The organism is Thermosporothrix sp. COM3 (assembly GCF_059696735.1).
The window spans coordinates 6,798,888-6,824,902 of the sequence record NZ_AP019376.1; the positions used below are offsets into that span (position 1 = coordinate 6,798,888).

Sequence of the window (26,015 nt, forward strand, 5' to 3'; positions counted from 1 at the left end):
CTTTTTCCTCCTTCTCATAGTATCATCATAGAGTGATGAGGGACAAGCAACGTAGCCCTGTCGCTGTACGTACTAGTGTTATAGCTTGCATGTTTTACGAGGGAGATGTATGCAATATAGTTCACCTGCTTCGGGTTTGACCATTCATAACTTTATTACAACAGCATTTGAGCTGCCCGGCTATTGCATTGTGAGAAATCATGGTGTTGTTCGAGGAATTATTGTGCGTTCGCGTAGTGTGGCGGGCCAGATTGGGGCCTCGTTTCAGCAGTTGTTCGGTGGTAATATCTCTCTCTATACTGAGTTGTGTGAGGGAGCCCGGAACGACGCCTATGAACTGATGATTCAGCATGCACAGGAAGCTGGTGCAAACGCAATTATAGGTATGCGCTATGACGCGACTGAGCTGGCTGAAGGTGTCACTGAAGTATTGTGTTATGGAACAGCGGTAACGGTGGTACCGTTAGATCAGTAAGGAATGCGTATGGTGAGCCTGTTAAGGGGCTCACCGTTTTTTATGCCTGCTTCTCTTGTGTCGTGCGAGTGAAGGGACGTAGATACCGAACCAGTGCGGGCTTCGCGCTCTGAATCGTCTCCAGATCCGCTTTTTCGAGCGGCTTGAGCCAGAGCAACAGGCCTGCACAGAGCAGGATAAAGATACTTCCAGTGACAGCCAGATACCCGAGCAGTAGAAAGCGATCAGTTGGTTGCCAGAGAATCACCCAGAGAATGCTTGGAATCGCTGCCAGCGCCAGCGCCAGCAGGAAGCGCAAGGTAAAGCCAACAGGGTATTTCTGCGGCAGCTTCCGCCAGAGGAAAAGCAGCATCAATGAACCTGTGACAATACGGCCCATGCCATCAGCGATCAGAGCTCCTGCTGCTCCCAGCTTGAAATAACCGATGCACAGAACGCCGGTGAGAATGACAACGCCCAATCCCACCCACTGGCTGATCATGGCCAGAGACGACCTGTTGACAACGTAGAGCGTTGGCTGGTGAATATAAGTGCCCAGCACACGCATGATCAGATTGAAAAAGACGAAGACCGCCAGCAGCCCACCAACCGGACCAAAGCTGTCGGGGTAGAGCGCATGGGCAATACTTGGCGCGTTGAAAAGGCAGAAGACCAGTCCCGGAGCAGCCAGCAGTGTCTCGATTTTGATGAGTGTCTGCCATGTGCGCGAGAGGCGTTGATAGTTCTGGCCAATAAACGCGGCGGCCAGCGCTGCCCCGGCGACCCCGCCAAAGCCCGACACCAGCAAGAGATTCGCAGCATCTGCAAGCTGGAATGCCAGATTAAAGTAACCGATCTCTGTTAATGAGACAGCATAAACACTCAATAAAGTAATCGCGACCTGTTTTAACAGTGCTCCTGAAACAAGGTTTGTTAGCCATGCATTGAAGCCCAGTTTGAGTAGCGGAAGCAGCGGTTGATGGTACTGGGTGCCCCGTGAGAAGAGGAACGGCGCGAGGAAGAGGAAAAAGGCCATCATCTGGGCTACGGAGGTCAGAGCAAGTATCCAGAGCACGCCTTCGACTGCCCAACCAAGCTGTAGCACAATATAGCCAGAAGCAAGAATAGCCGCTTGCGTCAGGCTCCCGATAAAAAAGACAAGGCGCATGCGCATGAGTCCGGTGCAGAGTGCTGTTAACAGGCTTGCGACACTGCTACTGATGACGTAGATGGTAATCGGTAACAGATGTGCCTCTAACTCCGGGTTCTTAAGATCGCGGGCGGCTCCCTGCAGAGGCGGGATCGTTGCGAAAAGGTCTGCGAGTAGGTGTAGCCCAAAGAGCATGATGAGCGCGGTCAGGACAAGGACCCCCACACGCAGGAGCAGAAGGCGGCGAATCAGATGTGCCGCTGCTGCTTTCCCATGATCGGCAAAGACGCGCGGAATAAAGGTATAGGTCGCATCTTCAAAACCAAACGCGATAATATATAGGATCGTATTATATGCGGTTACCGCGACAGCATAGGCTCCGTACTGCTGATCGGAAAGCCCATGTGTCAGGATCAGTACCAGCACGAACATGGAGATATAGACCCATAGCCCGTACGCCTGATTGAAGAGATAGCTTTTCGGGGTCTTCTTCAGAAGATTGGTAGCTTCGGTATCATTTTCCAATGGGATGGCTGTTGCGGTATGTGGTTCTGTGGTTGGTATGCTACCTGGTGTCTCGTCAACCGCGGGGGCAATAATGGGCTGTACGCCAGTAATTGCTTGCTGGCGCGGTTGGGTCTCTCTTGATTGATCTGCACGCAAAAGGCGTAAAGGACGAAATGGCTCTTTACCCATAGGGATATTGTAACGTGAATCATGGTGAAAATAAAACTTTTACCAACCAAGCCAGCCAATACCTCCTATTGGAGCACAACATTCCGAAAAAATCTGATGTATCGCCGGCATTGAAGAACAGAGAAAAAGGAGAATCAATCAGTACCGGGTATTCGTTAAGCGGGCCTGCCAGGCAGCAGTGTACTGCGTAACAAGCCCCCTGGTACTAGAGAGGGAAGGTCAGACATTGACGTGAGCAGTGTATATGGTAGCATACAGGTGTTTCTCCCATTGAGAGGCAAGAGCGTCAGATACAGAGATGATAGAAACGCCGCTTTTCAGTGTGTTTCTGAATGAAGCGTGTTATACTGTTTTCACCATATCCCGGAAAGGTATCAAGGAAGCAATGCTACAGGAGCAACAACCGCGAAGGAACACGGATGAGAGAGTACAACAGCTTTTGACCATAGGAACAACACGCCCGATGTGGCTGCTGCCCCTTCTGATGAGTGTAATTGTGGCTGCTGTAGTAGCCATACTACTCTATCTCTTCATTGGTTTTGTTGTGTTAAGGGCAGCGAGCTTTGCAGCACTCATAAAGATTCCCTGGTTGCTGATTGGCATGGGATTGCTGTTCCTGGTGGTTGCTTTGCTTGTATTCTTTGGAAGAAAGCCTCTGGCTCTTCTGCTCTATTTGCGGAAGGTCAATAAAGAACAGAAGGAATCTCGGGCTCTCTATACTCCTCTCAAGGCACTGACTAATATTCATCGTACCGCTGAGGGCCAGGGCAAAGTGGAAGAACATATTTCTTTACTGGATCTGAGCAGAGAACAAAGTATACATCGCCTGATCCTCGGCGTTCCCGGAGCAGGAAAGACAATGGCGCTCCGTGTCTATCAATATGAAGCCGCTCAAAACCCGCTCTCCGTGGTCCTGCATCGGGGCCGGATTCCTATCTTTGTGCCCATGAAAAACTATGGTCTGTTTCTGGAACAACAGGAAGAAGAGCAGGAAACGAGCCTCCTGGACTATCTGGTTGAGAGCGATCTTCCCGGGATGCGGACTCTTGCCCCGTATCTGGGAGAACTGGCGCAAAGTGGAAGGCTGCTGTTACTATGTGATGGCCTCAATGAGCTTGATCGGGACTATCAATCTGCTGTCAGCCGGGAACTGGCCGGTTGGATGCGTGAGACCGGAAACTGCATTGTGATGACATGTCGCGAAATTGATTACAAGGGACAGAGCGAGTTCAAATTGCTGGTCGAGAGCGGTCAGGCCGAACTGGCAACGATTCATCCATTGCAGCCCGAACAGGTGCGTGAGTTCGTCGAGCGCTACGTCAAAACACAATCGGAATGGCACCATTCTGATGATGAGATTATGGAGGTTATTGACCGTAGCCGTTTGCGCTATCATTGCACGAATCCGATGATGCTTGTCACGCTGATGGAGATTATTGACCAGATCGGGGTGGAACGCGGCAAGCAGGTAGACACCCGAGGGCGGCTTTTGCGCGAGTGGGTGCGACAGGTGATCGTGAAAGAGCAGAGACGCTGGCAGCACAACGCTCCAGATGAGCAGAAGTTTATTCAGATGCTGGCGATCATTGCCTGTGCAGCCCGGTGTGACCACAATCGGAATGCGTTGCAGCTTGGTGTCTCGGTTGGGAATGGCCGGGGCATCAGTATGACACAGAGCGCCGACGAACTGGTTTTCTGGCTGGCAGATCACCCACCTCATGGGCCATTTGAGCCTGATAACGAGACGTTCGAGAGCCTGGATCGCGATGAGGTTGAGCTGTGTCTTCGCTTTGCGACCTCCGCGAATCTGCTGGATATCAGTCAAAAGGGTATTCTGAGCTTCCGGCATGAGCTCATTGCTGAGTACTTTGTTGCTGAGTATTTCTGTATGGCCACGGATGAACGCCGGATCGCGCATGCACAGTTGCGCGAAGATCTCCTGAAAGACCTGAGCCTCTGGAGCGAGCCGGTTGCTATCTGGGCAGGCCTGCTGAAAGATCCGCTGGTGCTTGCTGAGTGCTTTGCGGCAGCAGGTTTGAAGAACGTACGCTATATCTATCAGGGGCTGGTCCTGGCGCTTGTCTGTGTTGGAGTACTCTGGACGCCGCCACAGGCCGAGAACAGGCGCCCTGTACATCTGACAACGAGCATTGAAAATGCCCTGGTGACGGTTGTCAGGAATAAGAACAGTCGTGAAGCGGTGGCTGGCATCCTGAAGCGCTGTGTTGAGGAGGGTGGAGATGAGGTCTATCGTTCCCTGTTGCCCTTGATCTCCTATGAGGGCATCGATGAACTGCTTGTCCTGCTTGATAGAAATCTTGTCCCCGATCTGCTGTTTACCTATCTCCTTGATATGGTCGATAGTAGTCCCAGGGAAATGGTTCTCAGGATTGCGCGTGTGTTGGGGCGCTTTGGCTCTATTGTGGTGGAGCGGGCGATCCGCCTTGCAGATCCCGGGAATAAGACGCTGTTGCGCGAAGCTGCCGCTGATATTCTGGGAAGAACGCGTGATCCTCATGCTGTCGAGCCGCTGATTCAGTTGTTGTACGATACAGAGATTCAGGTTGTGAATCGGGCTGCGAACGGACTGCTTCGGCTCGGTCATGATCTCTCGCTCTCCCGTCTGATCGCGGTCATCGAAAATACTGCGCTTCCTTCTGACCGACAGATAGCACCCGAGATCCATGCCCTGGCGCACGAGGCGGTCTTAAAGATTCTAGAACGTTACCTGATGGAGCAGGATGTCTACAAGCAGTTGACGCGTCGCCAGTATCTTCAGGTTTTAGAGTGTATCTTTAGAGTGTTGACCGCGCCTTATGAGAAGGAGCACAAGGTCCAGACGCTGGCCTGTGCAATTCTGATCCGCCTGGGGCGCGATACGCAGGGGGTGGGAGCACGCGATAATCGTTGGGAGAAGGTGCTAGAAGCTGCGGTTGATGGGCTGCTTCAGTCCGAGGTGGGGCAGAAAGATCAGGTACTGATGCACCACTCACAGTACATTTTGCAGCATCTTGGCTCGCTGGCAACACCCCATCTCCTGAAGCGCCTGAAAAATGCGACGGAACAGGAACGTATCCGTATCGTTGAGGTGCTGAAAGCAGTCAGAGATCAACGTGCGTTAACCACTCTGTTGCGCCTCGTCGCCGATCCGTCATGGCAGGTCTATACAGCGGTTGAAGAGGCCTTATGTGCTTATGCGCCGGAGAGCATCCCGGGCGTGCTTGATATCGTATTGCGTCATCAGCGAGAGGATATTGCGCAGCGTGCGATCCGGATTCTGGTTATGATTGGGGAACCGGTTGTGACGCCAATCATTGATATCCTCTTTAATATTGTGCCGGGACGCACGCGTTTGCTGGTTGAGACTCTGGCACTGGTGCGTGACCCACGGGCAGTCTCTCCCCTGTTGACCCTGCTTCAGAGCTCGCAGCAAGATACACAATTGATGGTGGGGATTATTCATGCGCTCAGTTGTTTCCCAGAGCAAAGAGTGGTCGCACCGCTCTTAAAGCTGCTTCAGGACCCTGAGGTCCGCATTCGAGAGGAAGCAAGCACCTCGTTAAGCGTGCTCGGTCCTCTGGCGCTTCCCGATCTGGTGGTTGCGCTTGAGGAGCCGCATGACCCCTCATTCATCGAGCGAGTTCAGCGCACTATCCTGATGATGTCGCCGTTCCCGGGAGAAGAGCTTCTGGAAGCGTTACGGGTGGGCAGCGACCTCCGAGCCGAACGCATCAGATCGATCTTCAAAAAGCAAGGAGGCGAGGCTGCCAGTGTGCTGGTGCGTCATCTCTTGCATGAGGATCAGCGAGTACGTCTCTATGTCTATCAGACGTTGCAGGGAATGGAGGGACGTGATGTGGTCCCGGCGCTGATAGAGGTCTTCCATCTCCCGAACTTCCAGCGGCTGGTGACGCCGCTTCTGCTCAAGCACCCCGATGTCTCCATTGGGTTGCTGGTCAATCAACTGGCCGACGATGAGCAGGGAGAAGCCGCTGCTCGTCTGTTGCCTGCCTTTGGCCCGGATATTCTTGAGGCGCTGCTTGTCGGCTTTGAGCATCAGCAAGAGGTTGCAAACGAGCGGGCCCGTGAGGTCGTTTCGGTCCTGGTACAGGAAAGTTCAGATCCACAGGGGATTGTCTGGCGACTCGTCAAATTGTTTCCGCATACCCAGGGAAGTAAGGCTCGCGACAAGCTGCATTTATTGTTGACCGAAGACCTGGCCGAAATCAGTCTCCCGGCGCTCTTGCAGGGACTTGAACAGGCATTGCTTCAGGCTGATTGTGCTGTCGCTTTAGTGACACTTGCGTATAATCCACGATATCAACAACAGGTACTGGAAAGCTTGATTCAGGCGCTCTTTATTGAGGAGCGCAGAAGAGGAGCCGCGCAAGCCCTGATCGAGTTAAAGGATTACGCTACAGAGGAGGTCGCGGAACTCCTGACGGCTCAGGGACCGGTTGCACTGGTCGCACAGGATATCCTGGCAAAGATCGGCATCCCCGCCCTGCCAGCACTCTGGAAGAGGATTACCAACCAGCGTGAGCCTGCGATGCGCTATGCGGCACTGGAGGCGTTCCAGAAGATCCCGAATCGGGTGGTGGCTGGAGAACTGCTTTCTTTGCTCTCATCTGATGAAACGCCAAAAATGGTAATGGGCATGTTCTTCCTCTTAGAGCGAGTTTGGGAGGAAGAGAAGAATCACGAAGCCGAGATGCTGCATACGCTCATTCAGTATGTACAGGAGCATGAGGACAGCAGGGCGAATGCACGTGTGATGGCAACGCTGCTGCTGGCCGGTGAACAGCAGGTCGCGACTCATCTGCTGGATGTGTTGAATAATGAAGATCCGAGACGCTATAGACCGCTGGCGTATCTCTTCCTGCTGATGGGACGTCGTTCGCAGTTCTTGCTTGAAGATGCGTTCACCTCTCCTGAGACGGTGGAAGAGCTGCGCCCGGAACTGGCTGCTCTGCTTGGTCTTTCGGTAGCTCCGACTGAGATTGCGCATCTGGCGCAAGATATCAGTAGTTATGGGGTATTTGATGCACAGGGAACGCTTCGGGACCCGCAGGGATTGGAAGTTGCGCTCCGGGCTCTGGGCGGTTTGCTGGCGGGTGGTACCTGGAATGTTCAGCGCTTACAAGAGTTGTTGCAGAACAGTGGACCCAATGAGCCTGAATATGAGCTCTTCGCGGTCCTGCTTGGGCGGCGCTTTATGCCTCAGCTTGCGCGTCTGAAGCGTGAACTGGCTGCTGAGCGGGATGCACGGCGTCGTGAACGGGAGCAGCGAGAGCAAGCTGATGTAGAAATGTCACAGAAGATTGATGCACTGATGGATGAACTGGCAAAGCTGCGTGTTGAATATGAAGAGAGCCAGGCAGAAAGCGAGAAGAAAGAACAGGCGTTGCGTAAAGCACAACTCAAAGTCAGAGATTTAGAGGATCAGGTAGAGCACTTAGCACGTCGTTGCGAACAACAGAAAAACCAGCTTGAGGAGGTGCTTCGTGGAAGTGCCCCTTCAAATAAAGGAAAACAGGGGAAGGCGCAATAAGCAATAAAACAAATTGAACATGTAGAGAATCAGAAGAATTGAGAAATAGAGGGAGAGAATCGTCTAGTAAAGTAAGGGGTAGTAAAGCGTAACTGAGAACGGAAACACGACAGGGTGAGGTGTGCAAAGATGGAAAAAGCACCCAGACAGATAGAGCGATATGAGTGTCTGAAACCCTTGAAAGAGGGTGGTATGGGTGATGTCTGGTTGGTTCGAGACCCATTACGCCGGGATACACTGGTTCTGAAATTGATGTGCCCGATTAAAGATGACGAGCGCCTGAACGAAGAGGCAAAAAGGCGCTTTTTACGCGAAATCGAGCTCGGGCGTAGCCTGAACCATCCGCATATTCTCTCTATTCTCGATTCTGGTTGGACCTATATTGGTACGCAACGGGTGCCCTATCTGGTGGTACCGTATAAGCCTGAGGGCTCGTTACTAAATCTGGCAAAGCGGGCGCAGCCGTGGTCTTTAGTGCAGATCGCAGATATGATTCTACAGGCGGCTGAAACGCTCTGGTATTTGCACAGGCACAAGCCTCAGATTGTTCATCGCGATGTCAAGCCTGCCAACTTTCTGGTTGAGAGTGTCGGGAGCGCCCGAAGAGCTGCCAAACTCTATCTTTGCGATTTTGGAATTGCCCGTATGCTGCATCGAGGGGTCGAGGTGGAAGAGGCCAGCGGATTCATAGGCACATATGAGTTTGCAGCGCCCGAGCAGATTGATGGGCTTGTTTGTTGTGCTTCAGATCAATATTCGCTGGCAGTAATGGCTTGCTGGTTGTTGACAGGGCGCTATCCTTACCGGGTAGCTGATCGCCAGGAGTATCGCGATGCCCATAGACATCTGGCTCCTATCCTGCCAAGCAGGCTCAATCCGCAGCGCATTCCGGCAGGGGCGATCGATGAGGTGATTCATCGAGGATTGGCAAAGAAGCCAGAAGAGCGTTTTCCTTCTGTCCTCGCTTTTGGTAAGGCGCTCTACAGTGCCATTGAGGCCCTCACTGAAGATATGACGGCTGCCGGGGCACGAAGCTATAGTGAGGTAATCTGGGAACCGGGTGCGATGCTTGCTCCCGGCACGTCGGCCAATTTCTCGGTACAGGAGCGAGATGAGCGTGAGATCATTGCACCAGATGTCATGATTGAACTGGACCCGGAAATTACCAGCGAACGAATTCTGGATGAGCCGTTGCCGGAGCCACGGGACGCAGAAGAATCCCTTGAAGAGCACAAGCAGGCCCAGGGGCCATTTTATACCCCTTTGCCCGTCAAATTGGTCAGAAGCTATGGGATAATGGTGACGCCAAGAAGCCTGCTCTGGTCGCCAACGGGTGCCCTGTTAGGCTGCACCTGCTATGATTATCCGCCCTTGATTCTTGGACCGGAACGCAAAACACAGCTTATACAGGTGCGTTCCGCCCTTGAGGCCGCAGCGCTCTGCTGGTCTCCCGATGGAAACATTGTGGCTGTCAGTGTGCCGGGTGGACTTGCCTTCTGGGATGTGCAGCGACAACGACCCTACCCGCTGATGCTTCCCTATGAGGGAAGACCAGTCAAGGCGCTTGATTGGTCGAGGCGGGACTGTCTGGCCGTCTGGCATGGCAGCCAGATAGACCTTTACGCGATAACGCCCGAAACGCTGTCTGGCCGCTTGCTCGATCGTTATGAGACGATTATGACACCGGATATGGTTGCTGAAACGGTCGGGGTGATGCATTGGTCTCCAAAGGGCAGTCTCCTGCTTGCGGGCGGTCAGAATGGGATGGTGGTCTGCTGGCGGGTTGAGGGGCGCACGATCCGGAGGAAAGTCCTGATAGAGGCTCAGCGGGCCGTAACAGCGGTCGCCTGGTCGCCTGATGGCCGCTGGCTGAGCGCCGCCTTTTGTGACAGGAAAGTAATAAGCTGGCACGTGGATAATGTGACACGCCCCTATCTCTGGACTGAGCTGCCGGGCTCTCCGCGAAGCATTAGTCTCACGGGAGATGGGCGCCTGATGCTGGCTTTACGGTGTCAGGCCGTGCTGGTGGGATCTCCCACTGAGAGCGCTCCTGACGCGATTTTGCCCGGAAGACAGTTAGTTGCTTGCTCACCAACGACGAATGAGATCGCGGTGCTGAGCGAGACGCGAGAAAACCTGATCGAGATATTCAAGGGATAAAGCAAGGGCTTCTAAAGAAACCCTGTATACTCAGCAAGGTGAGCTATTGATAGGTTTATATTTCTGTATATTTGCGAATGGTGAATAACAGGAGTATACTTGAGGTTAGTAGCGTAATGCCACCTGTGAAAACGAGTGCAAAGCAAGAAGGCGTTCGTTTTGCTGGTATCTCTTCCTCTGAAAAAGGGACGCTCAGAGAAGTGTATCAGGTGGATGTGGATAGACAGTGAGAGATCTCAGGGCCATCATCTTCCCTGACCACCAGGGTGCCCGATTTCTACAACTCTTTGTGAAAAACGGGGCGTCTGCTCCTGCATGGTGACAGTATGATTGATAAACACCAAAGACAAATGGACGAGCACAGAGACGACGTTTTCTCATCAGTAGCACGATTAGCTGTGCACACGTTGCGCTGTTCCTGTGCCTATGTGTGTACTCGTGCTGCCATTCCAGATGCTGCAATGAACGTCGCTTGCTTTGTGTCGGGCGGGGAAGAGCTTCAGCAGCAAACCATCTCACTTCCTGTTGAGCTTGTGGAACGATGTGTTCCCGGTCAGGCGCTTTTGCTGGAGCAAGAAGCCTCGTTACTGCTGCCGCTGGAAATCGGGGCGCAAGCGATATTTCTGGTTTTGCGAGCGCATCCAGAGTCCCCCTGGACACCTGAAGATGTAGCTCGGGCGAACCGTTTTGCGGATGCTGTGGCCGGGCTTTTTCAGGAAGAAGGTCTCTCTCCCAATCAGCGGATGAGAGCTTTTCTTGGCATCGTCAGCCATGAGTTGCGTACCCCACTGACCGCAGTCAGTATGCACCTTCAGGTCGCTCGAGGGTTACTGACAAAGTGGCTTCAGGAGGAATGTGATGCTCAGGTACAGGAGCGTCTGCTTGATCTCTCACACCTGCTCACTCAGGCTGGAAGTCAACTGAAACTACAGGAACGTCTGGTCGACGATTTACAGGATGTCACCAGGATGCAGACCAACCGGTTAGAGTTACGGCTGCTGGCCGGTGATCTGGTTCGAGTGGTCTCGGAGAGCGTGGCGGCGTTACAGGCTGCATTTCCGGCGCGATGCATTCAGCTTTCGCTGGCAGTGAAAGATGAGCTTCTTGTCTTTATGGATGCAGACCGTATCACTCAGGTTATTAATAACTATGTCACGAACGCTTTGAAGTATGGGCGCAGCGATGGCCGAATAGAGGTTTCCCTTGAGCGCAGAGAAACCTGTGCATATGTTGCGGTACGCGATGAGGGGCCCGGTCTGGGTGCGGAAGAGCTGGAAAAAATCTGGGAGTGGTTTTATCGGTCTGATGCGAAGGCGTTGGACCCCGCTACTCAGGCGATAGGCGGGGCTGGTCTGGGCCTGGGGCTGGCGTTCTGCCGCAGGATCATCGAGTTACATCAGGGAGCGACAGGGGCCGAAAGCAGGCCGGGTGTCGGCTCAACTTTCTGGTTCACCCTGCCTCTGGTGTTGAATGCAGCTCCCCTGGATCCATAAACGTTCAGGCTGTGTGTTGTTTAACGAGCGTGACAACCTCTGTTGCACATCCCCAGGAAAGCGTTACACCTGATCCGCCATGTCCATAGTTATGCACCAGCAGGCGATCAGGAACGGGGCGCTCGGCTTCAAGACGAATGCGCGAGCGCAGGGGACGCAGCCCGCACTGGACGCTCAGAATATCTTCCGGCTTGAGATTGGCAAACTGTGGGGCAAGGTTGGCACAGCGTTGTAAAATGCCACTATTTTGTTCTGGAATAATACTCGTGTTTTCATTGTTTTCTTCATCGACACCACCGAGAATGATATCAGAGGTGCGTGGTACAATGTATGCGAGTTTGTTAGGCCCCTCGTCGTCTACAATGACGCGCTGGAAGCCTTTCTGTTTGATCCGAATGGTCTGGCCTCGTCCGGCATGGATATCGCGATCTCCAACCAGTTCGCGGGCTCCCAGGCCGCTACAGTTGATGACGATCGGGTATTCGGTCAAAGCGTCGCCGAGCGTAGTCACAGTTTCCCGGGTAATGAGTCCGCCTTCCTGCTGAAATACCTGCATTAAGTAGGGAAGGTAGCGACTGGTATCAATGACAGGGGTCTCAAAGACATAGCCATCGGCGTACCCTGCGGGGAGCTCGTCCGGTGTGGCATGTCTGAAGCTCTCAACGGCTTCGAGCCACCAGGGATCACCGACAGGCGCAGGCTTGACTTCCAGAAAAGAGCGCATCAGCACCCCTGTTTCCGGCTTTGTAGCGTGAGTCTGAAAGATACGAAACGCGATTTTGCCCCACGCGGTAATTCGGTCTCTAGGGAAGGCATTGTAGGGATACCAGACCGCGGCTGCGATGTTTGAGGTGGTTATTGGGTGGCAGGTCCTTTGCCTTGATATGTACCGAATATCCGGCACGCAACAGGCTGATCCCGGTTGTCAATCCGGAGATGCCACAACCGATAACCAGTACTTGCATAGGTTCTGTGCTCCTGTTCGTAGCGAATTAAGAAAAGAGCGCTGTACAAAACTGAGTTTAGTAGACAACACGAGAGCTGTTCCTGACAAGGGAAGCCCTCTCAGGAAGCACCTGTTCCCTGGCAGAATGGACAGGTAGTGGTTGGGTAAATGGTACTATATGGCATCTCTTGTCATACGACGAAAACAGTAGTATAGTGTTGTACGTAATAAACTTGCAAAGATTGAGTTGAAGATAATGACCGGCCTGTTTGTATTGCTTTTTATGCGCAGGCAATAATAGGCTTGGAGACAGGCAAGGTTGTTCTAAAGAAGAAGCCTTTCGCTGTTTAAAGCCGCTTGACATCCTGGTTTTTCTCTGGTACGCTTGTTCAAGCAAGGGACACGTTCCCCTGAGAGAAAAGTAGAAACAGCGGTGTCTTTCTGCTGTTTATTCGTTTTCATCCTGTAGGCTTGCCGTGGATGAGAGGCGATCGACTATGAGGGCCTTATCCGTTTTCAAGATGGGGGTTGCCCTGAGTGATCGGGACAGCAGAGCTTACTCAAGCGGTAGCGTTGTTGTCTTATCTTTGGGGGATGGTATTGTCCTCTCCTCGGAAATGTAGAAAGGTTTTTCATGGCTGACGAGAAGAAAAATTATCTAACGACTGATTTTGGTATTCCTGCTCCGGATAACAAAAACTCGCTGACTGCGGGTTACCCCGGACCCACCCTGCTTGAAGATTTCCATCTGATTGAGAAGCTTGCTCATTTTGATCGTGAGCGTATCCCTGAGCGTGTTGTGCATGCAAAGGGCGCTGGTGCACACGGTTATTTTGAGGTAACTCATGATGTGACTAAATATACGAAAGCAGCTTTCCTGAGCGAAGTTGGAAAGCGCACTCCGCTCTTCGTTCGTTTCTCGACCGTAGGTGGAGAGAAAGGTTCTGCCGATAGCGCCCGCGACCCGCGTGGTTTCGCTGTCAAGTTCTATACCGAAGAGGGGAACTATGACATTGTCGGCAACAACACTCCGGTCTTCTTCATTCGTGATGCGATCAAGTTCCCGGACCTGATCCATACGCAGAAGCGCAACCCACAGACAAACCTGAAAGATCCCGATGCATACTGGGACTTCTTCTCTCTGACTCCTGAGTCCCTGCATCAGGTTACCATCCTCTTCTCTGATCGTGGCACCCCGAAGACCTATCGCAATATGGACGGCTTCGGTTCCCATACCTTCAAGTGGATCAACGCTGAGGGTAAGGCGCACTGGGTCAAGTACCACTTCAAGACCGATGCTGGTATTGAGAACTGGACTAACGAAGAGGCGATCCGCATGGCCGGTGAGAATCCCGACTATGCAACACAGGACCTCTTCGAGCATATCGCATCTGGCAGAGAGGCTACCTGGACGCTCTACGTGCAGATCATGCCGCTTGAGGATGCTGCAACGTATCGCTTCGATCCATTCGATGTCACTAAAGTCTGGTTACATAAAGATTATCCGTTAATCCCAGTTGGTCGCATGGTGCTGAATCGCAACCCGGAGAACTACTTCGCCGAGGTTGAGCAGGCCGCATTTGCTCCGACCAATATTGTTCCAGGTATCGGGTTCTCGCCTGACAAGATGCTTCAAGGTCGTATCTTCTCCTATCCGGATACGCATCGCCATCGCCTGGGCACAAACTACGCGCTGCTGCCAATCAACCGCCCGCGCGTTGAGGTGCAAAACTATCGCCGTGATGGTGCAATGCGTTTCGATGATAATGGTGGTTCGCGCCCGAACTATGAGCCGAATAGCTTCAATGGTCCTGTTGCGGCCCCTCAGTTCTATCAGAACGAGGAAGAGCTGCCAGTCCAGGGCACCGCACGCCGTATCGCCTATAATCTGGAGGATAATGACTTCGTGCAGCCCGGCATGCTTTATCGCTTGATGAGCGAGGATGAGAAGGCACGTCTTGTGCATAACATCGTTTCGCATATGAAGAATATCAAGCACAAAGAGATTGCCGAGCGTCAGGTGAAGCTCTTCTATCGCGCTGATCCTGACTATGGTGCTCGTGTTGCTCGTGGGCTTGGCCTTGAGATTGAGACACCTGTTGGCGATTAAGTTTATGCAGCATGAAAGCTCTGCCCGGACAACTCCGGGTGGAGCTTTTTCAATAATAAGGGATAGAGGCTCAAGTAGGTAGAAAGAGAGAAGCCGCTGTTCTGCAAGAGATGACAGCAGCTTCTCTGGAGAGACAGACGGAAATGAGGTGGTCTGCTAAACGATTTCAATTGTGCCGTCTGCCCGCTGAAGTTCTGCCCTCTGGACCTGAAAGGCCAGTACATGATGTGCTACTGAGCCGTGTAGCTCTGCTGAAAGGGCCTCGATGGGCTGCATGCGTGCCTGACCGCTCAGACAGAGGGTATGCTGTTGCTGGATATCCGGGAGCATCAGAGAGCAATGCATGTTGTTTGTCGTCACGGTCGGAAATATATGAGAGACCTGTTTCAGGTACACGGTCTTTTCTTGTGGGCTCACCGCAAGCATACTGAATAGAGAGCCTGCGAACATTGCGCTGTCTCTGAGGGGCTCCGTCCAGAAGAAACCAAGCTGCTGGCAGGGGAATGGGATGGTTGTTGTCCCGCTCGTATGCTTCAGCATTTGATACAGGGAGAGGGTGGCACATGGGTATGCAAGAGCCTCTTCTTTGTTCTCTGGAAGTGATTGCGTCGTTGCCTGCGTGACCTGGAAACGCAGCCAGGCGACACCGTTCTTTTCAAGTAGCGCCATCTCTGCAATACTTCTCACATTCAGGCATTGCCGAAGATCATGGTGTAGAAAACAGAGGCCCGGAGTGACTACCTGTTGCATACTCAGGGCACGGCAGAGATATAAAAAAGTGGGCATGGTATGGAACTGCTGGTTGATCTGTACCAGACAGGTGGAAGCGTTGGGCGCGTAGGCAATATCTCCCGTTAAGAACAGGCCTCGAAGGCCCCCGCATGGATCTGTACAGCCCAGAGCACAGAAACGACTTGCTGTAATAAACGCTTGCGCCTCAGATGAGAGCGGAATGGTTTCATTCTCCTTGGTTGGTCCTACTACTTTTTGTTTAGCGTGTTGCGATAGGTGTGAATGTGTCAATCTAAACACTCCCAAAAAAAGAAACAGGTCATCTGGTTCATGGGGAAACTGCTGAAAAGGTGCTGCCAAGCACTTGATCCAAGTATATCATAGACATTGAGAAAAATGTGTCACTGTGCCTAAAATGAAAAAGTTGTAATTTTTTATTGTGTGAATCATGGGGTGTACAAGCGTGAGGATGCATCAGAGAGACGCGTTCTCTATGGATGAGCTAAAATACGAGCGCGATCTATCCTTGCTATCCCCCTTTACTCTCATCGGGTGATGGAGTATTATGTCAACAGATGTCAACGTACTGAAGAGGAGCACAAGGGGATTCCAGAAAAAGCCTCAGCGGAATATGGTCTCCTTGTCAGTATGGGACTTTTTCTGTATACTTTGAAAAAACAATCTGTTGAGCTCTAAACAGAGACAATGCATGAAATACATCGTACATAGAGCGGACGAGGACACGATCAGGTCTACCTCGTCAGAATGGCTGCCTTGTCAATGATGGGAGGAATATTTCTGATGGCCGATAAAGCGGTATCCTCTAATACCTCAACCACCGAGAAGATGGACTCCATGAATGGTGTGGGGACCAGTTCTCGATCTCTGGATGCTGATAATTTAATTAAGAACGCACCTGATCCGGTGTTCGTTTCAGATCTGGAAGGAAAGATCTTGCAGGCGAACGACGCGGTGTATGAGTTGCTAGGATTCCGTACAGACGAGGTATTGGAACAGTCGCTCTCGCGCTTTATCAGCCCGGAAGAGACCCGTGAGTTCACCGCCGCGTTACGGGAAGTGATCGAGAAGGGGGTAACGCGAAATGCGCGACTGAATCCGCGGAGCGCATCGGGGGAAGTGATTCCCACAACGCTCAATGCCTCGGCGTTGCGTGATGCAGATGGCAAAGTGATAGGAGCGATCGGCATCCTGCGCGATATGCGAGAGCTGGATAAAGCCCGGGCCTACTCAGATAGTTTGATCAAGAACGCGCCAGACCCGGTGTTCGTTTCAGATCTGGAAGGGAAGATCCAACAGGCGAACGACGCGGTGTATGAGTTGCTGGGGTTCAGGCCAGATGAGGTGCTGGAACAGTCGCTCTCGCGCTTTATCAGTCCGGAGGAGACCCGTGAGTTTCTGGCCGCATTGAGCGAGGTAATTGAGAAGGGTGTGACGCGAAATGCGCGTCTGACTCCGCGAACAGCCTCAGGGGAAGTGATACCGACGACGCTCAATGCCTCGGCGTTGCGAGACTCAGACGGCAAAGTGATAGGGGCAATCGGCATCCTGCGCGATATGCGAGAGCTGGATAAGGTACGTGCCTATGCTGATAACCTGATCAAGAACGCGCCAGACCCGGTGTTCGTTTCAGATCTGGAAGGGAAGATCCAACAGGCGAACGACGCGGTGTATGAGTTGCTGGGGTTCAGGCCAGATGAGGTATTGGAACAGTCGCTCTCGCGCTTTATCAGCCCGGAAGAGACCCGTGAGTTCACCGCCGCGTTACGGGAAGTGATCGAGAAAGGCGTGATCCGTAATACACGACTGAATCCGCGGAGTGCCTCGGGGGAAGTGATTCCCACAAGCTTGAATGCTTCGGCGTTGCGAGACTCAGACGGCAAAGTGATAGGAGCGATCGGCATCCTGCGCGATATGCGAGAGCTGGATAAAGCCCGGGCCTACTCGGATAACCTGATCAAGAACGCGCCAGATCCGGTGTTCGTTTCAGATCTGGAAGGGAAGATCCAACAGGCGAACGACGCGGTGTATGAGTTGCTGGGGTTCAGGCCAGATGAGGTGCTGGAACAGTCGCTCTCGCGCTTTATCAGCCCGGAAGAGACTCGTGAGTTTCTGGCAGCCCTGCGTGAAGTGATCGAGAAGGGTGTGACGCGAAATGCGCGTCTGACTCCGCGAACAGCCTCAGGGGAAGTGATACCGACGACGCTCAATGCCTCAGCGTTGCGAGACTCGGACGGCAAAGTGATAGGGGCAATCGGCATCCTGCGCGATATGCGAGCATATGAGAAAGTGTTGCATGATCTTGAGGAGTCGAAATCCGAGTTACAGGAAAAGATCCTTGATCTTGAGAAGTTTGAGGAGGTCGTTGTCGGACGCGAACTGAAGATGATCGCTCTCGAAAAGGAGATCGAGAACCTGAAGCAGGAACTGGAAAAATATCGCTCACAAGGTCTTCATCGTGAATCGGACAGGGGTCATACTCGATGGACGTAGTACCGCAACAACCGCCTTCTTTAGATAGCGAGCATGTCAGCCTGGAGGAATTGCGCCGGGCGTACATGGCTTTGCTGGAAGAGAAGGAACAGCTGGAAATGCGTGTACAGAAAAGCGAGGAGCGCCGCCGTGCCTTCATCCATATCCTGAGCGACCTGACAGCAATGAATAGCAAGCTGGCAGATCAGCGGAAAGCGATGATTCACATCCTTGCCGACTACGAACAGGATAGGCGGCGGCTGGCACGACAGACAGAGCGGCTGGACAATTCCCGTCGCGCACTGCTTCACATTTTGCAGGATTCACATAAGTCGAATTTGCGGTTAGAAAACAGCCGCAAAGCAATGATTCACATTATGAGTGATCTGAAGGATACGACTGAGGCAGTACGTAAGCGTGAACAGGAGCTTCGCGAGAAACAGGAGCAACTGGTGCAGGCGGGAAAGCTGGCGACATTGGGTGAACTGACAACGGGCGTGGCTCACGAGTTGAATAATCCCCTGAACAATATCGGGCTGTTTGTCGGGAATGCAATTGATCTGATTGAGCTTGGCATGGCTGATACGGAGCCTGAGCGGATCTTACAGGAACTGCATAGCGCAATGCAACAGGTGCGGAAGGCTACCGAGATCATCTCGCACCTGCGCACGTTTGGCCGGGCTGCTCCAGTGAGTTGGGAGCCGGTCAATGTTCCGCAAGTCGTCCAGCGCTCCATTTCGCTGATGCGGGAGCAGTTACGGCTGCGCCAGATCGAAGTGCGCATACACCTTCACTCTGAAGATCTGGTTGTGACCGGTAATGCTATTCAGTTAGAGCAGGTTTTTATTAATTTGCTGACAAACGCGCGCGATGCTCTCTCAGGTGCGAAAACGAAACTTATCACTATTGAATGCAAACAAGTCAATGACATGGTAGAGGTCAGCGTGGCTGACACCGGATCGGGAATTCCTCCCGGACTGGAGCAACGGATATTTGATCCGTTTTTCACGACCAAAGAAGTTGGGACCGGTACAGGACTTGGATTATCAATTACGTATGGCATTATTAAGGAGCATCGAGGGATGATTACTGTACAGAACCGTCCCGGATCGGGTGCACTCTTTTTGGTCCAGCTTCCGCTTCGGGCGGATGACTCTGTAGGAGAATAGTTGGTGGCACAGGCACATATTCTGATCGTTGATGATGATACTGCCTTATTGCAGGCGCTTCCACAGGCCGTCCATCTGCGCATGAAAGATGTGCAGGTTGAAACGGCTGATGCTGCTCTCACGGCGCTTGAGTTGATACGCAACAAAGACTATGACGCGATTGTCAGCGATATCAAGATGCCAGGCATGGATGGACTCGGGCTGTTGCGTAAGATTCAGGAGTTGCGCCCGGATACACCAACCCTGCTGATCACCGGTCATGGAGATCACAACCTCGCTATTCAGGCCCTGCGTGGCGGTGCGTATGACTTTATTCAGAAGCCAATCGACCGTGATTACTTTGTTGCCGCACTCTACAGGGCGATCCAGACGCGACAGCTTCGGCGTCAGGTGGCAGAGCAGCAGCGAGCGCTGGAAGAGCATGCACGCTCGCTTGAAAAGGCGGTACAGGAGCGAACGCGTGAGCTGATTGCCGCGAATGCCGCCAAGGATGAGTTTCTGAGTATGGCTTCGCATGAGTTGAAGACTCCTCTATCCAGCCTCAAGGGGATGACGCAGCTCCTTCGGCGTAAGCTGGAACGTGCTGGCTCAAGCGACGTTATCCGTCTGGTGAGTATGGAGAACTCCATTCGCCGCATGGAATTGCTGGTGAATGATCTGCTGAACATCTCGTTTATCGAAATGGGTATGTTTGTCCTCCATAAGCAGCCGACCGATATAAACGAGCTCTGCCGTCGCCTGGTGGATGAGTACATTGTAGGCACGAATCCGCCTCCGGTTGTTGAGGTGGATTTACCAGCAGAGAAGATTGAAATGGCTATCGACGTTGATCGTTTCGGGCAGGTCATTATCAATCTGTTGTCGAATGCACGGAAATATTCTTCCGCTCCGATTCGTTTGTCGGTGCGTGTCGAGGATGAGCAATGCATCATTTCGGTTTCTGATGATGGCGTGGGGATTCCTCCGGAGGTGTTGCCGCACATCTTTGAGCGCTTTTACCGCGTCCCGGGCATTGAAGTCCAGCGTGGTTCTAGCATCGGGCTTGGACTCGGACTCTATATCTCCAATCAGATTGTTGAGCGACATGGTGGACGTATTGATGTTCAGAGTACGCCGGGAAAGGGAAGCGTCTTTTCAGTCGTGTTGCCGCTAAAAGTTGCCTCGCCTGTGGAAGATAGCACGCAGGTATCGCAGCCCTCATAAATCCAGGGGACAGGAACGCCCTGTCCCTTGTGCATGTAAAAAACGTGCTACATGTTGTTTTGGGGATAAAAATACGGGATGGGTTTGGTTGTAAGGGGGAAAGGCTTCACACGAAGATACGTAATAAAGTATACCTGAAAATCTCCAAAAAATCAACCCCTGATTTGTTTTTTTTATCGGTTCAATCGGCGCTCACTGGAAGATCACCAGGGTCGCGCCCCATGCGTGAGAAAAAGCCGAGTTGAGCAAAAATATCGCGGGCGGAAAGTGGCACTATCGTCTGCGGTTGCTCAATCCAGCTTGACTCGACAGCAACCCGACAATCAATGGTGACAATCTGCTTATTCAGGATCACAAGCTCTTCATGTTCGCGTAGTTTGGTTGCAATCCGTGGCTTCACCTGCGCAAGGTTGGCATAGAGCGTTTCCAGCGTCCCGAAGGTTTGTAGCAGAGAAGCGGCTGTCTTCGGACCGATGCCCGGCACACCCCGAATATTATCTGAGGTATCACCAACCAGCGCCTTGAAGTCGATAAACTGCGCTGGTGTCACGCCGAAAGTCTCCGCGACAAGTTCCGGTGTATAAAAGAGTTCCTTTTTTCCTCGACGTACGTAGATGTGGGTGGTGGGGTCAACCAGTTGCATCAGATCCCGATCGGTTGAGATGATCATGACGCGCTGATTGCGATTGCGAGCAAGCTGTGCATAGCTCCCAATCAAGTCATCAGCCTCAACTCCCGGCATTTCAATGGTATATATGTTGAGCAGTTGCAGGGCTTTCTGAAGAAAAGGAAGCTGTGTAAACGGGTTCTCTGGATCGTCGGGCGCGAATTGCGGGCGATTGGCCTTGTAGGTTTCCAGTAAGAGGCTTCTCTGTGTTCTATAAGGGGTGTCAAAGCAGACGATCACATTCCGTGGCTGAAACTGCTTGATATGGCTGAGAATGCCTGCGATCGCGCCGTAGGCCCCATGAAAGAGGGTACCATCAGGAGAGATCAAGGAGCGAGGCATACCCTGAAAATAGCGGAACAACAAATTGTGCCCGTCAATTAATAATGTATCGGCTTGAACGGTCAAGAGAAACCTCCGGGAATATATCTGAACTGTATTGTAGGCTGGTAGTCAAAGCGCGTCAAGCGAGAATCCCGAATGCGCTCTACAGAGAGCAGCGTATCTGCCCTCTGTAGAAAGCCGTACGATGGTCTGACTACCGATCGTTCGCGTCGCCACGTGCCGTCACAATATCGTTTTGTGAAGCCCAGAGGTTTAGATCTTGCTTCATAATGGCGGCGGCCATCAGGTCCGGGAACAGATCAGGAGTACACGCGAAGGTGGGAATCCCCATGCCGGCCAGGCGTGCAGCATTCCGATGATCGTAGATCGGCGCACCTGTGTCGTTCAACGCAAGCAGGCAGATTACCTGCACACCGCTGGCAACCAGTTCGGCGGCCCGTTGCAGCATTGAGCGCTCGTTTCCTCCCTCGTAGAGGTCGGTGATAAGCACCAGGATGGTTTGGTTGGGTTTGGTAATAATCTGCTGACAGTAGCCAAGCGCACGATTAATATCGGTACCACCCCCAAGCTGTGTCCCGAAGAGCAGGTCAACCGGGTCTTGAAGATCCTCGGTGAGATCGACGACGGAGGTATCAAATACCACCATCTTTGTTGAGACTGCTCGCAGTGTTGCCAGAACCGCGCCAAAGACGCCAGAATACACGACCGATGTGCCCATAGAACCGCTCTGGTCCACACATAACACAATGTCGCGCAGAGAAGAGCGCTTATGTCCATAGCCGATAAGTTGTTCGGCAATGATTGTTTTCTTTTCTGGCAGGTAGTTTTTCAGGTTGGCTCTGATTGTGCGATCCCAGTCAATCTCGTTGGCACGAGGCCGCCGGGTGCGGGTGGCACGATTCAAGCTCCCGCGAACTGCCTGCATCAGTGGGTTCGCGAGCTTGCGTTCGAGGTCTTCAACCACTTTGCGCACCACCATGCGGGCAGTCTCTTTTGTCTTTTCCGGGATTGCTTTATTCAGGGTAAGCAGCGTGGTAACCATATGGATGTCTGGTTCGACCTGCTCCAGCATCTCTGGTTGAAGCAGCATCTCAGTGAGATTTAGCCGGTCAAGGGCGTCTTGCTGCATCAGGCGTACAGTCGAGGTCGGGAAGTAGGTGCGAATGTCTCCGAGCCAGCGAGCAATGCGCGGTGACGAAGCGCCCAGGCCGCCACGACGTCCGGACTGTTTATCTGCATCATAGAGCGCTGCAAGGACGTCATCCATACCCTGATCTACGTCACTGAGCGTAAAGCTCCCTTCGTCTTCACCTTCGTCGGTTCCGGCGCCATTTCCGCTGACTCTGATCCCTAACCCCTGTTCAGCGGCCTTACCCAGAATCAGACGCCAGCGGCGTAATCTTTCTTGCTCCTGTGGCTCTACTCTATTACCTGTCATCGAATGTGACTCCTAATATCTGTGCCAGGGTAGGCAGAACGAGGCGTGCGTTGGCAGCGTCAAATGATGCCTCGCTGGATTGCCCTGTCACGCTCTTCGTTGGCTGGGTGGTTTGCGTATGGAGATGCTTGATTTTCTCGCCCATTGCACGCCGTTCGGGGGACGCAAAACCTGAGAAGGCGCGGCGTAGAATGGGTAGCAACTGGGTGAATGTATCTGTAGTGAGCATAGAGACCCAGCCGTCTAGCACACGCCAGAGATTATCCTGATGTAGCATCACCAGTCCGCTCCCCTGTAGAATACCTTCAATCCAGAAGGCTGCCTGGGTAGCTGGAACAGCCGGAGACAATGTCAGACCGGTAAGGCGCTGTAGCTCTTCCTCTGGCAATATCTGCTGATCGAGCAGAATACGGCAGCAACGTCCCCGGACCAGACCGTGAATCTGCTCGTCCTCCATAATACGCTTGAGCGTTGCATACCACTCTTCTTGCAGAGCCTCGATCTCTAACAGAGCAACGCTACTCTGAGCCTGATTGATGCTCTCGATCATCTGCTTGGCGGCGTCATTGTCGAGCGAGGAACATGCGCCCGGGAGCCCGATAACAATGCGCTCGAACAGCCCCTGAATGATCGGGAGGATGAAATCTGCCTGGGTGTTGCGCACATCGCCATAACGCACAATCGTTGTTAGCGGGGGAAGTGCACGCATCAGATGATGAATGTCGGCTGTCACCGCAGCCCGCTTCTGAAGCTCTTGTAGAAGCTGCTCAACAGCTCTGGGAAGTGTTGCCAGAATACATTCATTCAGCAGAGATGTCAACGTGGGTAATGACTCTGTATTCCGTGCTTGATCAATGGCGTAGGCCGCCGCTGCTTCGGCGATAGTGTTTCCCCAGACGTTAGCTTCGATCAAGGCGATGACAAAATCAACTTTCCATTGAAGTCGCCAGTATTCATGGAAGGTTCCACTTTTGCCCGAGACGTGCACTGGAGTTCCCCAGGGAACATGCAAGAGTTGCAGCCGGTGGAGAAGCTGGCTTCTGCCCAGGTCCGTTTCTTTGCGCAGGTCCAGATCAAGTGTGACAATCTCGGTTGAAGGCTTGAGGCGCAAGCGTCGCTGATGCATTTCAAGATCGCGCTGTAAGGGGACAACTGGCGCATCGGATGGCACTGTTCCCATGCGCTCTCCGATCTCCATCTTTTCGCGAATCAGGTTCATTGGCGCTTGTTCACCATGACAGAGAACTGTCAGGATGGCCTCGTGTGCGTCTGCCAATCCGGGCTGAGGCATGTCGCGCAAGGCGGCCAGAGACTCGGCCAGACGTACGGCCTCGATCACGCTTGCAGATGAGGCGTCCATTCCCTGTTCACGCAGTAAATGGGCGGCACGAGCCATCCAGTGCGGCGTTGCGTTGCCGGGAAAGGCCCAGAGGTGCTCATACCAGCCAGGCGAGTAGATGCCTGCGCCGTAGCCGCTGCGATATGAGAGACGCGAATTGGTCCAGGGGATCCAGGTTGCCTCGACTTTTACCTTTTTCAGACCTTTAAGCAGGGAGGTATCTCCCTTGTGTGCCTCAGGATCAACCAATACCGGTGCATGCCATGCGCCGCAGACAACTGCAATGCGCTGGAAGCCCTCTTTACTGGCTGCTTTGATCGTCTGACGCATATAGGCCTCGCGCAGCGCTTCCTCTTCGTTCTTGGGGGGCCGTCCCGAACGGAGTTCTGTCATAGCCTCTAGAATGCCCTCGAAGAGACCGGTTGTATCAAGGCGCTGCTCAATCTGTTGCTCCCACCAGCCCTCATGATCCTCATAGCCTGCGGCATAGGAGAGCATGGCAAGTGGATCATCTTGAAGAAGCTGCTCAGCCTCTTGCGGCACCGCTACAGATTGGGTGGACTTATGCTCGTCCTCGGCCTCAATAGGGGTCTCGCTATGGTTCTCTTCATCTGTTTCCCGCTGACGCGCAAAATGGATAGCATGGGGCAGATCCATAAAGCGTGCTGGAACATTATGTTGCATGCCGTAGGTGAGCGCCTGCCACTCGGGCGAGAAATGAGTGAACGGGAAGAAAACGGCCTGATTGGGCTTGTCCGCAGCATAGACGAGCAACGCAACCGGTGGCTTCATCTCCTCCTTTGTCAGTAATGGCAGCACATGTTCGGCGTCGGGCGGCCCTTCGATCAGAAGAATATCCGGTTTCAGTTCATCCAGGGCGGCGCGCAGAGCACGCGCACACCCCGGACCGTGGTGACGGATACCGAAGACATGAATACTCACTACAACACCTCGCGGCAAGCTCGATAGAGATCTTTCCAGCCTTCACGCTCTTTCACAACGGTTTGCAGGTATTCCAGCCAGACAACGCGATCCTGAACGGGATCTTTCACGATCGCGCCCGTCAGACCGGCGGCAAGGTCGTCGGCGCGTAGAACGCCATCGCCATAGTACCCGGCCATTGCCAGGCCGTTGTTGATGACAGAGATGGCTTCCGCAGTGGAAAGGGTGCCGCTCGGGACTTTGACTTTTGTCTTGCTATCCAGGGTGCGGCCCTCGCGCAGCTCGCGGAAGATGGTAACGACACGGCGGATCTCTTCGAGCGCGGGCTTCTCAGCAGGTAGTTCAAGCGCTTTCCCCAGGCTGGCAACGCGTCGCTCGACGATCTCGACCTCGGCTTCCATGCTATCAGGTGTGGGCAGCACAACGGTATTGAAACGGCGCATCAGGGCGCTGGACAGCTCATTGACGCCTTTGTCGCGATTATTGGCGGTCGCGATCACGTTGAAGCCTTTATTGGCCTGAACTTCCATATTCAGTTCGGGTACGGGCAGGGTTTTTTCTGAGAGAATCGTGATCAGGGTATCCTGTACCTCGCTAGGAATACGGGTCAATTCCTCAATACGTGCGATTTTGCCTTCACGCATGGCCTGCATCATCGGGCTGACAACCAGCGCATCCGGGGAGGGACCTTCGACAAGCAGGCGGGCATAGTTCCAGCCATAGCGGATCGCGGTTTCATCGGTGCCAGCGGTACCCTGAATGAGCAGGGTGGAGTTACCGGTGATGGCTGCTGCCAGATGTTCGCTGACCCAGGATTTGGCCGTACCTGGCACTCCATAGAGGAGCAGCGCACGGTCGGTTGCCAGAGTTGCAATGGCGATCTCCATCAGGCGGGGATTGCCGATATATTTCGGGGTGATCTCAAAGCCGTTCGGCAGCGTTGCGCCCATCAGGTATGTACGAACAGCCCAGGGCGACAGCTTCCAGTTAGGTGGACGCTTGCGGGTGTCGATCTTTGCCAGTTCTTCCAGTTCCTCAGCGAATTGCTGTTCGGCATGCTGACGTAAGACGGTTTCAGCGGCTTTTTTGGCAACTTCGGCTTTCTGATTATGACCATTGACTGTGCTCAT

At 53.1% G+C, this 26,015-nt stretch carries 16 protein-coding genes; 8 read left to right on the top strand and 8 right to left on the bottom strand.

The window, feature by feature from the left end; genetic code table 11:
* Window positions 1–109 precede the first annotated feature (109 nt).
* Complete coding sequence (locus KTH_RS29085; protein ID WP_497622363.1) at window positions 110–475, top strand: YbjQ family protein; 366 nt, start codon at window positions 110–112, stop codon at window positions 473–475.
* 40 nt (window positions 476–515) lie between these two features.
* Here KTH_RS29085 and KTH_RS29090 read toward each other — a convergent pair whose 3' ends face one another.
* Window positions 516–2,267: a lipopolysaccharide biosynthesis protein gene (locus KTH_RS29090; RefSeq protein WP_497622365.1), complete on the bottom strand. Its 1,752-nt coding sequence runs from the start codon at window positions 2,265–2,267 to the stop codon at window positions 516–518.
* 472 nt (window positions 2,268–2,739) lie between these two features.
* Between KTH_RS29090 and KTH_RS29095 the strand changes: the two genes are divergently transcribed.
* From KTH_RS29095 to KTH_RS29105, 3 genes are all read left to right on the top strand, one after another.
* A complete protein-coding gene (locus tag KTH_RS29095) occupies window positions 2,740–7,851 on the top strand; it encodes a HEAT repeat domain-containing protein (RefSeq protein WP_497622367.1) in 5,112 nt (1,703 codons plus the stop codon).
* A 129-nt stretch (window positions 7,852–7,980) separates the two neighbouring features.
* Complete coding sequence (locus KTH_RS29100; RefSeq protein WP_497622368.1) at window positions 7,981–10,011, top strand: WD40 repeat domain-containing serine/threonine protein kinase; 2,031 nt, start codon at window positions 7,981–7,983, stop codon at window positions 10,009–10,011.
* A gap of 350 nt (window positions 10,012–10,361) precedes the next feature.
* On the top strand, window positions 10,362–11,504 hold the full coding sequence (locus tag KTH_RS29105) for a sensor histidine kinase (protein WP_497622370.1): 1,143 nt from the start codon (window positions 10,362–10,364) through the stop codon (window positions 11,502–11,504).
* Window positions 11,505–11,508: 4 nt separating this feature from the next.
* Here the strand turns inward: KTH_RS29105 and KTH_RS29110 are convergent, their stop codons facing one another.
* Window positions 11,509–12,228 (bottom strand): FAD-dependent oxidoreductase, encoded by a 720-nt coding sequence (locus KTH_RS29110; protein WP_497622372.1) that lies wholly within the window; start codon window positions 12,226–12,228, stop codon window positions 11,509–11,511.
* Between the two features lie 79 nt (window positions 12,229–12,307).
* A complete protein-coding gene (locus tag KTH_RS29115) occupies window positions 12,308–12,469 on the bottom strand; it encodes a hypothetical protein (RefSeq protein WP_497622374.1) in 162 nt (53 codons plus the stop codon).
* Window positions 12,470–13,084: 615 nt separating this feature from the next.
* Between KTH_RS29115 and KTH_RS29120 the strand changes: the two genes are divergently transcribed.
* Window positions 13,085–14,560, top strand: coding sequence for a catalase (locus KTH_RS29120; protein ID WP_497622376.1), 1,476 nt, complete (start codon window positions 13,085–13,087; stop codon window positions 14,558–14,560).
* A 156-nt stretch (window positions 14,561–14,716) separates the two neighbouring features.
* Here KTH_RS29120 and KTH_RS29125 read toward each other — a convergent pair whose 3' ends face one another.
* The gene (locus KTH_RS29125) at window positions 14,717–15,583 is read right to left on the bottom strand and encodes a hypothetical protein (protein WP_497622378.1); all 867 of its coding nucleotides are present in this window, start codon (window positions 15,581–15,583) and stop codon (window positions 14,717–14,719) included.
* 510 nt (window positions 15,584–16,093) lie between these two features.
* Between KTH_RS29125 and KTH_RS29130 the strand changes: the two genes are divergently transcribed.
* From KTH_RS29130 to KTH_RS29140, 3 genes are read left to right on the top strand one after another with little or no spacing between them, the layout of a single operon-like run.
* Complete coding sequence (locus KTH_RS29130) at window positions 16,094–17,803, top strand: PAS domain-containing protein (RefSeq protein WP_497622380.1); 1,710 nt, start codon at window positions 16,094–16,096, stop codon at window positions 17,801–17,803.
* Window positions 17,794–18,951, top strand: a complete 1,158-nt coding sequence (locus tag KTH_RS29135; protein WP_111325756.1) for a sensor histidine kinase — start codon at window positions 17,794–17,796, stop codon at window positions 18,949–18,951. The genes KTH_RS29130 and KTH_RS29135 overlap by 10 nt, the downstream gene beginning before the upstream one ends.
* A 3-nt stretch (window positions 18,952–18,954) precedes the next feature.
* Entirely contained in the window at window positions 18,955–20,154 is a 1,200-nt protein-coding gene (locus tag KTH_RS29140) for a hybrid sensor histidine kinase/response regulator (RefSeq protein WP_497622383.1), read from the top strand.
* Window positions 20,155–20,335: 181 nt separating this feature from the next.
* Here the strand turns inward: KTH_RS29140 and KTH_RS29145 are convergent, their stop codons facing one another.
* The 4 genes from KTH_RS29145 to KTH_RS29160 form a co-directional block, all read right to left on the bottom strand.
* Complete coding sequence (locus tag KTH_RS29145) at window positions 20,336–21,229, bottom strand: 5'-3' exonuclease (RefSeq protein ID WP_497622384.1); 894 nt, start codon at window positions 21,227–21,229, stop codon at window positions 20,336–20,338.
* A gap of 130 nt (window positions 21,230–21,359) precedes the next feature.
* Complete coding sequence (locus KTH_RS29150; RefSeq protein ID WP_497622386.1) at window positions 21,360–22,604, bottom strand: VWA domain-containing protein; 1,245 nt, start codon at window positions 22,602–22,604, stop codon at window positions 21,360–21,362.
* Window positions 22,594–24,885 carry a DUF5682 family protein gene (locus KTH_RS29155; protein WP_497622388.1) on the bottom strand — a complete coding sequence of 764 codons (2,292 nt, stop codon included), beginning with the start codon at window positions 24,883–24,885 and terminating at the stop codon, window positions 22,594–22,596. The genes KTH_RS29150 and KTH_RS29155 overlap by 11 nt, the downstream gene beginning before the upstream one ends.
* Complete coding sequence (locus KTH_RS29160) at window positions 24,885–26,015, bottom strand: ATP-binding protein (protein ID WP_111325759.1); 1,131 nt, start codon at window positions 26,013–26,015, stop codon at window positions 24,885–24,887. Before KTH_RS29160 ends, KTH_RS29155 begins: the two co-directional genes overlap by 1 nt.

Bases quoted from the DNA above. Each gene is read 5' to 3' on its own strand.
- KTH_RS29085 (WP_497622363.1), top strand. From the start codon at position 110: ATGCAATATAGTTCACCTGCTTCGGGTTTGACCATTCATAACTTTATT.
- KTH_RS29100 (WP_497622368.1), top strand. From the start codon at position 7,981: ATGGAAAAAGCACCCAGACAGATAGAGCGATATGAGTGTCTGAAACCC.
- KTH_RS29105 (WP_497622370.1), top strand. From the start codon at position 10,362: ATGGACGAGCACAGAGACGACGTTTTCTCATCAGTAGCACGATTAGCT.
- KTH_RS29110 (WP_497622372.1), bottom strand. From the start codon at position 12,228: ATGCGCTCTTTTCTGGAAGTCAAGCCTGCGCCTGTCGGTGATCCCTGG.
- KTH_RS29115 (WP_497622374.1), bottom strand. From the start codon at position 12,469: ATGCAAGTACTGGTTATCGGTTGTGGCATCTCCGGATTGACAACCGGG.
- KTH_RS29120 (WP_497622376.1), top strand. From the start codon at position 13,085: ATGGCTGACGAGAAGAAAAATTATCTAACGACTGATTTTGGTATTCCT.
- KTH_RS29130 (WP_497622380.1), top strand. From the start codon at position 16,094: ATGGCCGATAAAGCGGTATCCTCTAATACCTCAACCACCGAGAAGATG.
- KTH_RS29135 (WP_111325756.1), top strand. From the start codon at position 17,794: ATGGACGTAGTACCGCAACAACCGCCTTCTTTAGATAGCGAGCATGTC.
- KTH_RS29150 (WP_497622386.1), bottom strand. From the start codon at position 22,604: ATGACAGGTAATAGAGTAGAGCCACAGGAGCAAGAAAGATTACGCCGC.
- KTH_RS29160 (WP_111325759.1), bottom strand. From the start codon at position 26,015: ATGAGCACAGTCAATGGTCATAATCAGAAAGCCGAAGTTGCCAAAAAA.